General features: G+C 64.9%; 5 protein-coding genes and 1 pseudogene. 3 read left to right on the top strand and 3 right to left on the bottom strand.

Annotated elements, in window-relative coordinates; translation table 11 throughout:
• From X946_RS35995 to X946_RS02895, 3 genes and pseudogenes are all read left to right on the top strand, one after another.
• Positions 1–203 (top strand): annotated as a pseudogene (locus tag X946_RS35995) (hypothetical protein); the annotation flags it as partial.
• Positions 204–1,210: 1,007 nt separating this feature from the next.
• Positions 1,211–2,014: an NADPH-dependent 7-cyano-7-deazaguanine reductase QueF gene (gene queF / locus X946_RS02900; RefSeq protein ID WP_226377286.1), complete on the top strand. Its 804-nt coding sequence runs from the start codon at positions 1,211–1,213 to the stop codon at positions 2,012–2,014.
• A 19-nt stretch (positions 2,015–2,033) separates the two neighbouring features.
• Positions 2,034–2,990, top strand: a complete 957-nt coding sequence (locus X946_RS02895) for a queuosine precursor transporter (protein ID WP_038743832.1) — start codon at positions 2,034–2,036, stop codon at positions 2,988–2,990.
• Here X946_RS02895 and X946_RS02890 read toward each other — a convergent pair.
• The 3 genes from X946_RS02890 to X946_RS02880 form a co-directional block, all read right to left on the bottom strand.
• Entirely contained in the window at positions 2,980–3,570 is a 591-nt protein-coding gene (locus X946_RS02890) for a S24 family peptidase (RefSeq protein ID WP_326929469.1), read from the bottom strand. The genes X946_RS02895 and X946_RS02890 overlap by 11 nt on opposite strands.
• Before the next feature lie 147 nt (positions 3,571–3,717).
• Positions 3,718–5,274: an alginate export family protein gene (locus X946_RS02885; RefSeq protein ID WP_038743830.1), complete on the bottom strand. Its 1,557-nt coding sequence runs from the start codon at positions 5,272–5,274 to the stop codon at positions 3,718–3,720.
• Positions 5,271–6,164, bottom strand: a complete 894-nt coding sequence (locus X946_RS02880) for a VOC family protein (protein ID WP_038743828.1) — start codon at positions 6,162–6,164, stop codon at positions 5,271–5,273. The genes X946_RS02885 and X946_RS02880 overlap by 4 nt, the downstream gene beginning before the upstream one ends.
• Positions 6,165–6,568: the final 404 nt, after the last annotated feature.

Raw genomic sequence — 6,568 nt, 5'->3', positions numbered from 1 at the left:
GGCCTGTTCCCGCTAATAACGGGCTTGCGCTGGCCGCCAGAAGGGCCGAGCGCAAGGATTGCGACGAAGCGAATACTCGACGTATTCGCGAGGAGCATGGCGCAGCGATCGGCCCTTCTGGCGGCCAGCCCCTCGACGGATTTTTTCGATCACGGGAACGTGCCTTTGCGCCCGCATGGCGGCGTCGTTCGTCGTTGCAATAGCGACGGCTATTGCGCCTCCTCTCTCCTTGCCATGCGGGCGCAAAGGCACGTTCGCAAGCCCGTTATTAGCGGGAACAGGCCCTAGCCGGTTTATCTCGTCGTCGCCTTCTTAAGCGAGGCTCACTGAATCCCCGCAGCCTCCGCCACGCCGCCCGGCGGCCACGCATACAGGCAGCGCCCCACGAATTGCCCGTTCCTTCCACCCGGCGCGAGCATCGATTCAACTGATCGATTGATCCCCGCCGCATCCCGATCTTGTCCATCTACCGGGCCGCATCGACCTATCGCATTGCCTCGACCTGAACCCTTTCGGCGCTCCTCCAGCATTTCGACTGACCGATTTCCCTGTCAATGACGATTCCGCTCAGCGATCGGAACCTGGGATTTCATCGACACATCGAATCGCGTCCGCGATCTGAGCATTTTTTCGCTGGCTTCGTCATTCGACAGACGGATTACAAGCACGACCTGCAACTTCTCTTTTAATAACTCAGACAGCTACTGCGTCAAGCCTATTTCCATATTGCAAAAACAATAATTATCTTAACGGAGATAATATGGATGAATTGGCAACCCATCGAAACTCGTAGATCTAACAGGTACTCCCTCCGTAACCGACCGAGCGGCACCACACTCGGCACAAGCCATGTGCACGCGCCCACAACCATTCATGTCCAACATGCACAAATGGATAATCGAACATATATTATTTATATCTTTAATTCATTTCCACAAACTTTACGCCCTCCGCCAAAACACAAAACAATCGAAACCATCCCGATCAAAAAAACGAATGAATCGGCCTTCCGGATTGATCGCATAATCTCTCGCAGATCCCGTTTTACTCGCCGATTAACAACGGAACCATCGGGTATCATGCCGAAGCTCGTCGAATGAACAAGGTTCTTCCGTCCACGCGCCTGAACGACCGAATTTGGTTGATCGAGAATCGAAATACCGAAACCAGGAATCCCAAAAACATGAATTCATCGCCGAACCGAGGCGCCATGGAGCTTGGCAAGCAATCCAAGTACGAATCCACGTACAACCCGGAGAAGCTTTTCGCGATTCCGCGCACGATCAAGCGCGAGGAAATCGGCATCACGGGCCCGTTGCCGTTCTTCGGCGTCGACGTGTGGAACCACTACGAGCTCTCGTGGTTGACGCCGCGCGGCGTGCCGCGCGTCGCGATCGCGACGATCGTCGTGCCGTGCGCATCGCCGAACGTGATCGAGTCGAAATCGATGAAGCTGTATTTCAACACCTTCAACAACACGTCGTTCGAGACTCCGGCTGACGTCGAGCGCATCGCCGCGCAAGACCTGTCGCGCTGCGCGGGCGCGCCCGTTTCCGTCACGCTCGAGCCGCTGGAGCGCGCCGCCGCGCGCCACATCGGCACGCCGGCCGGCACGTCGATCGACGAGCAGGACATCGCGATCGACGCATTCGACGTGGACCGGCGGCTCCTCGCGACGCATGACGAACAGGTCCGCGAAACGCTCTATTCGAACCTGCTGAAATCGAACTGCCTCGTGACGGGACAGCCCGACTGGGGTACGGTCTCGATCGCCTACGAAGGCCGGCGCATCGATCGCGAGGCGCTGCTCAGGTACGTCGTGTCGTTTCGCAATCACGAGGAATTCCACGAGCAATGCGTCGAGCGGATTTTCAAGGACATTCAGCAACGATGCGCGCCCGCACGGCTGACCGTCGCGGCCCGCTACACGCGCCGCGGCGGCATCGACATCAACCCGGTTCGCAGCAGCGAGCCGCTGCACGACGTGCCGAATCTGCGCTTGATCCGGCAATAGCCCGCCTCGCAGGCCGATCATGGAATACGCTTCTCATGAAATCGAAGCCGTCATCGAGCCGTCGCTCGACAACGACGCGTTGCTCGTCCTGGTGCGCGTGTGCGATTCCGGCGCCACCTTCAAGATGTCGCCGCGCGAGCTGAACACGAAATCGTGGCTCGGCAAGTTCTCGCGCGAGGACGTCGCGCACATCGGCTTTCTCAACGCCGCCACTGACACGGACGGGCTCGTCCCGCTGTCGTACTTCCCGACGCGCAAGCATCGACTGACGCCCGCCGTCTTGCTGCTCGCGCTTGTCTATGTCGGCTTCCTGATGCTGTCGAACGTGACGGGCGCGCGCGTCATCGAGCTCAGGATCGATGGGCTGCCGCTTCTCGGCGCCGTCAGCTTCGGCATTCCGGCGGCGCTGATCGCGTTTCCGATGACCTACGCGTTCAGCACGATCATCACCGAGGTCTACGGATATCGCGTCAGCCGCCTGGTGATCTGGGGCGGGCTGGCGGTGAACCTGATGTTCATCATCGGCACCTGGCTGCTGTCGCTGCCGCCCGCGTTGCCCAGCTGGGAGGCGCGAAACCCGACGCTCGCCGCCGCATACCCGGCGCTCGCGCTCGAATTCGCCCGAACGTTCGTCGCGTCGACCATCGCGTATTTCTGCGGCGAGTTCATCAACACGACGTTTCTCGCGAAACTCAAGATCGCGACGGCCGGCCGCCATCTGTGGGCGCGTATCGTGTCGAGCACCGGCGTCGCGATCGTGATCGACAGCACGCTGTTCTGCGCGATCCTCTTCTGGGGGCGGCTGCCGCGGGACGTCGTGCTGACGATGATCGGCATCCAGATAGCCTTCAAGCTGATCTACGAGCTCGTGCTGCTGCCCGTCGTCACGGCCGTGTCGAAGCGCCTCAAGCGCGTGGATCAGATCGACTACTACGACTATCACACAAGCTTCAATCCGTTTTCGTTCAAGGATTGATGAGGCGCGACTCGGTCACGACGCCGAGCACCGCAACGCCCCGGCCGAAAGCGTCGACCGTCTGCGCGTGCGGCGCGCCGACGCTTTTGAGCCGGACGGCCTCGCCGTCCTCGATCACGCGGCGCAGCGCCGGCTCGCCGCCGTCGATCGCGGCGACGACCATCTGAGCGTCGCGAAACGCGAGGCCCGGCTCCACGATCACGACCGACCCTTCGCGAAACCGCGGCGCCATCGACGGTTTCGTACGCGCCGCAAACGCGCCGGGGCCGCGCGGCGTATCGACCGTCACCCATCGCGTGTTGCGGGCGGCGTTGTCATGGCCGCGCGAGAAATCGAGCATCTCGTCCCATTCGAGAATCGGAATCGGGTAGACGCGCTCGCTATGCAGCAGATACCCGACGGTCGAAGCGAGCGCGTCGGCGATCGCCAATACGGTGCTGATGCGCGGATCTTCGGTCGACATCGACAGCACGCGGCTCAACGTCGCCGGCGAGATGCCGGTCTGACGCGCCTGCGGCGCGCGTCGATGCGGCGCCGAGACCGCCTTCGCCCGGGCTTCGCCATGCCGCCCCCGGCGGATTCATGCGCGACACACGCGCCGTGCTCGCACTTGAGCGAATCCGAATTTCCACGATTCAGGATTCGATCGAACCACGCGTGCACGCTCCGACTGGCAACATCGTTCGCCAGCGCCGAGGAATTCGGATGCGCCGCGCCGCTGACGCGGCTACCAGCCGAATTTCAACTCCGCGCCCAGATAATCCGCGTTTCGACCGCCCGCGGCGCGGATCGCGTCGCCGATCTGAAAATGCACGATTTCGAGCGCCGCCGCCAGATTCGCCGTCACCGCCCAATCGGCGCGCAACTGCGTGTAGAAACCGGTCCACTTGCCGCCGCGCCCCGCCGTGCCCGGCACGGGCGACGCGCCCTGCGCATAGACCGCGTCCGCCGTCGTCGCGCGCCACTGAAGCCCGACCGCCGCGAGCAGCGTGAGCGCGTTGCTCGGCTTCAACGTGACCGACGGCTTCACGTGAATCAAATTCGTATAGCCGGTGTAGCCGGCGAGCGCGAAGTAGTAGCCGTTCGGGAACAGCGGATTGAACGTCTCGATGCGGCCGTCGTGCGGGTGCCGGTCGCCCGACGCGGCGTCGACCTGCAAGCCGACGCGCGGCGTCCAGCGCACGTTGGCGAACGTATAGCCCGCGAGCGAGCCCACCGCCCACGCGTCGATGCGCTGCGCGCCGACGTGCCCCGACTGGAGCATGCCTTCGACGTCCCAATCGACGTTGCGCTGCCTGCCCGCGTACCGGACATCGAACACGTCGCGATGCTCCGCACCCGAGCCGTCCAGAAACCGGGCCTGCGCCCGGTTGTACCGCGAGTAATAAGCGGACAGATCGCCGGGCCCCACGCCCTGACGTTCGATGCGCACGCCGCTGAACGTGAGATTGCGGTTCGACACGTCGTCGAATGCGTGATCGTCGCGATACTGGACGGGCTGCGTCGCATAGCCGATGAAGCGCCACGGGCCCTCTTCCCAGTCGGCCCAGATTCCGTCGAACGCCTGGCGCACGTTCGGGCCGTCGCGCACCGACACGAAGCGCTGCAAGTCGAACGCCATCTCCTGGCGGCCGATTCGCGCCTTGAAGACGCCGGGCCCGATCGCGCCGGCATAGGTCACGAACGCCTGGCGCAGATCCACGCGATTGCGATCGACGGAGCCGACGTCGTCCTTGCCGAACGTGCGCGCGTCCTCGAGCTGCACGAACACCTGCACGTGCCCGGCGATTCGCAGGTCGGCATGCACCTGTGCGCGCTGCAGCACGTAGGTGTCGTCGTGCGCGCGGCCGAGGCCGAACAGCGGCGCGTCGTTCATCTCGAGCCGCTCGCGCAGCACCGCGCCGAGCGACAGATACGTGTCGCTGCGGCCGAGCAGCGGCAGGTATTTCAGCGCATCGAGCGGCCTGCGCGGCACGCACGGGTCCGCGAGCGCCGACCAATCCTCCTGCCAGCGATTGAACAAGATCGCCGGACGCGCCTTCGTGCAGGATGATGCGTCCGGCGATGCGGGCGACGTAGGTGACATGGGTGACGCTGGCGACGTGGGTGACGTGGGTGACGTGGGCGACGCGGGCGACGCGGGCGACGTGGGCGACGCTGGTGACGTGGGCGACGTCGGCGACGCGGGTGACATGGGCGACGCATCCGCCGCATGCGCGCGCACCGCCGCGAACAGCGACATCAGCGCCCAGCAACCGAGCGCGGAAACGCGGCGCATCGTCATTGCGCGTCGTGCACTTCCGCGATATAGCCGCCGGGGAACGCGAGCATCGCGGTGCGCCCGGCCTGCGTGCGATAGGGCTGCGCCAGAACCTTGACGCCCGCCGCCTGCGCGTTCTCGAGCGTCGCATCGAGGTCGGCGACCGCGTAGCCGGTCGTTTCGCGGCCGTACGGATACGGCAGCTTGCCGTCGGTCACGAACGCGGCGACGCGTCCGAAAGTCGATTCGATCACGATCTTGCGCACCTCGGCGCCCGGCCGGCCGATTGCGCCGCCGTCTTCGCGACGGTTGTCGGAGACGATCTTGCCGTGCGAAAACCGGACCCAGCTCTTGACGAAGCGATCCGCCTCGTACGGCGACAGATAGACGCGATTGTCCGGAACCGTCGCGAGCGGCGCGTAAGACGGCGCCTTCCGGTGCCAATACAGCTGCATCATCACGCCGCCCGGCCAGCGAACGACGGCGTCGCGGCCGATCGGGTCGTCGAACGAATCGACGACGATGTCCGCGCCGGCGGCCCGCGCGGCCTTCACCGCGTCGTCGAGATCCGTCACGAGATAGCCCGTGCGCTCGGCGCCGAACGGATAGGGAATCGGCGTCTTGAACCCGAATACCGACAGCATTCCCACCGGCGTCTGCACGTATTGCGACAGCGTTTCGCTCGGCGTCGGCGTGACGGTGAGCGTCACGCGCGGCGACGCCTTCCCGCCGAACGTCGCGACGAAGCTGTCGACGAACGCGTCCAGATCGGGAACCGCGACGTAGACATGCGTCGTGTCGTATTGCGGCCCGACGGCGACCGGCGGCGCCGATGCGATCGCGCGCGCGGATTCGGCGGCGGCGCCCGCATCCGCATCCGCGAAAGCGGCGGGCATCTGCGCGAAGCCGAACATCAGGGCGGCCAGCAAGGCCGAACGTATTCCCGAGCGTCGTATTTGCATGCTTGTTTCCCAAAGTGGTGAAGTCATCGACATGCCGCGCCGGCGCCTGCTGCGCGCCCGCGCGGCGTTTGGTCCGGCCAGCCGGCCCCGGGGACGAGTCCGCCGAGAATCGCGAGGCAATCGTCGAGGCGGCGGTGCACGCCTTCCAGGCCGAGCGTCGCCGCGCGCGCGGCCGCCGGTTCGATCGCGAGCGGGATGCCGTCGAGACGGCGGCAGATCTCGCCGGCGAAACGTATTTCGGCGGACTGCGCGCCGGGCGTGCGCGGCCGCTGCCGCGCGTTCGCGCGCGCGAAGAACAGCTGGACGGCCGAATGCGCCGGAATGTCCGCGTCGCTCCCGCCGACGCTTCGTCGCGC

The organism is Burkholderia sp. ABCPW 111 (assembly GCF_000773065.1).
Lineage (GTDB): Bacteria > Pseudomonadota > Gammaproteobacteria > Burkholderiales > Burkholderiaceae > Burkholderia > Burkholderia savannae.
This window is presented reverse-complemented; position numbering and strand designations above follow the sequence as displayed.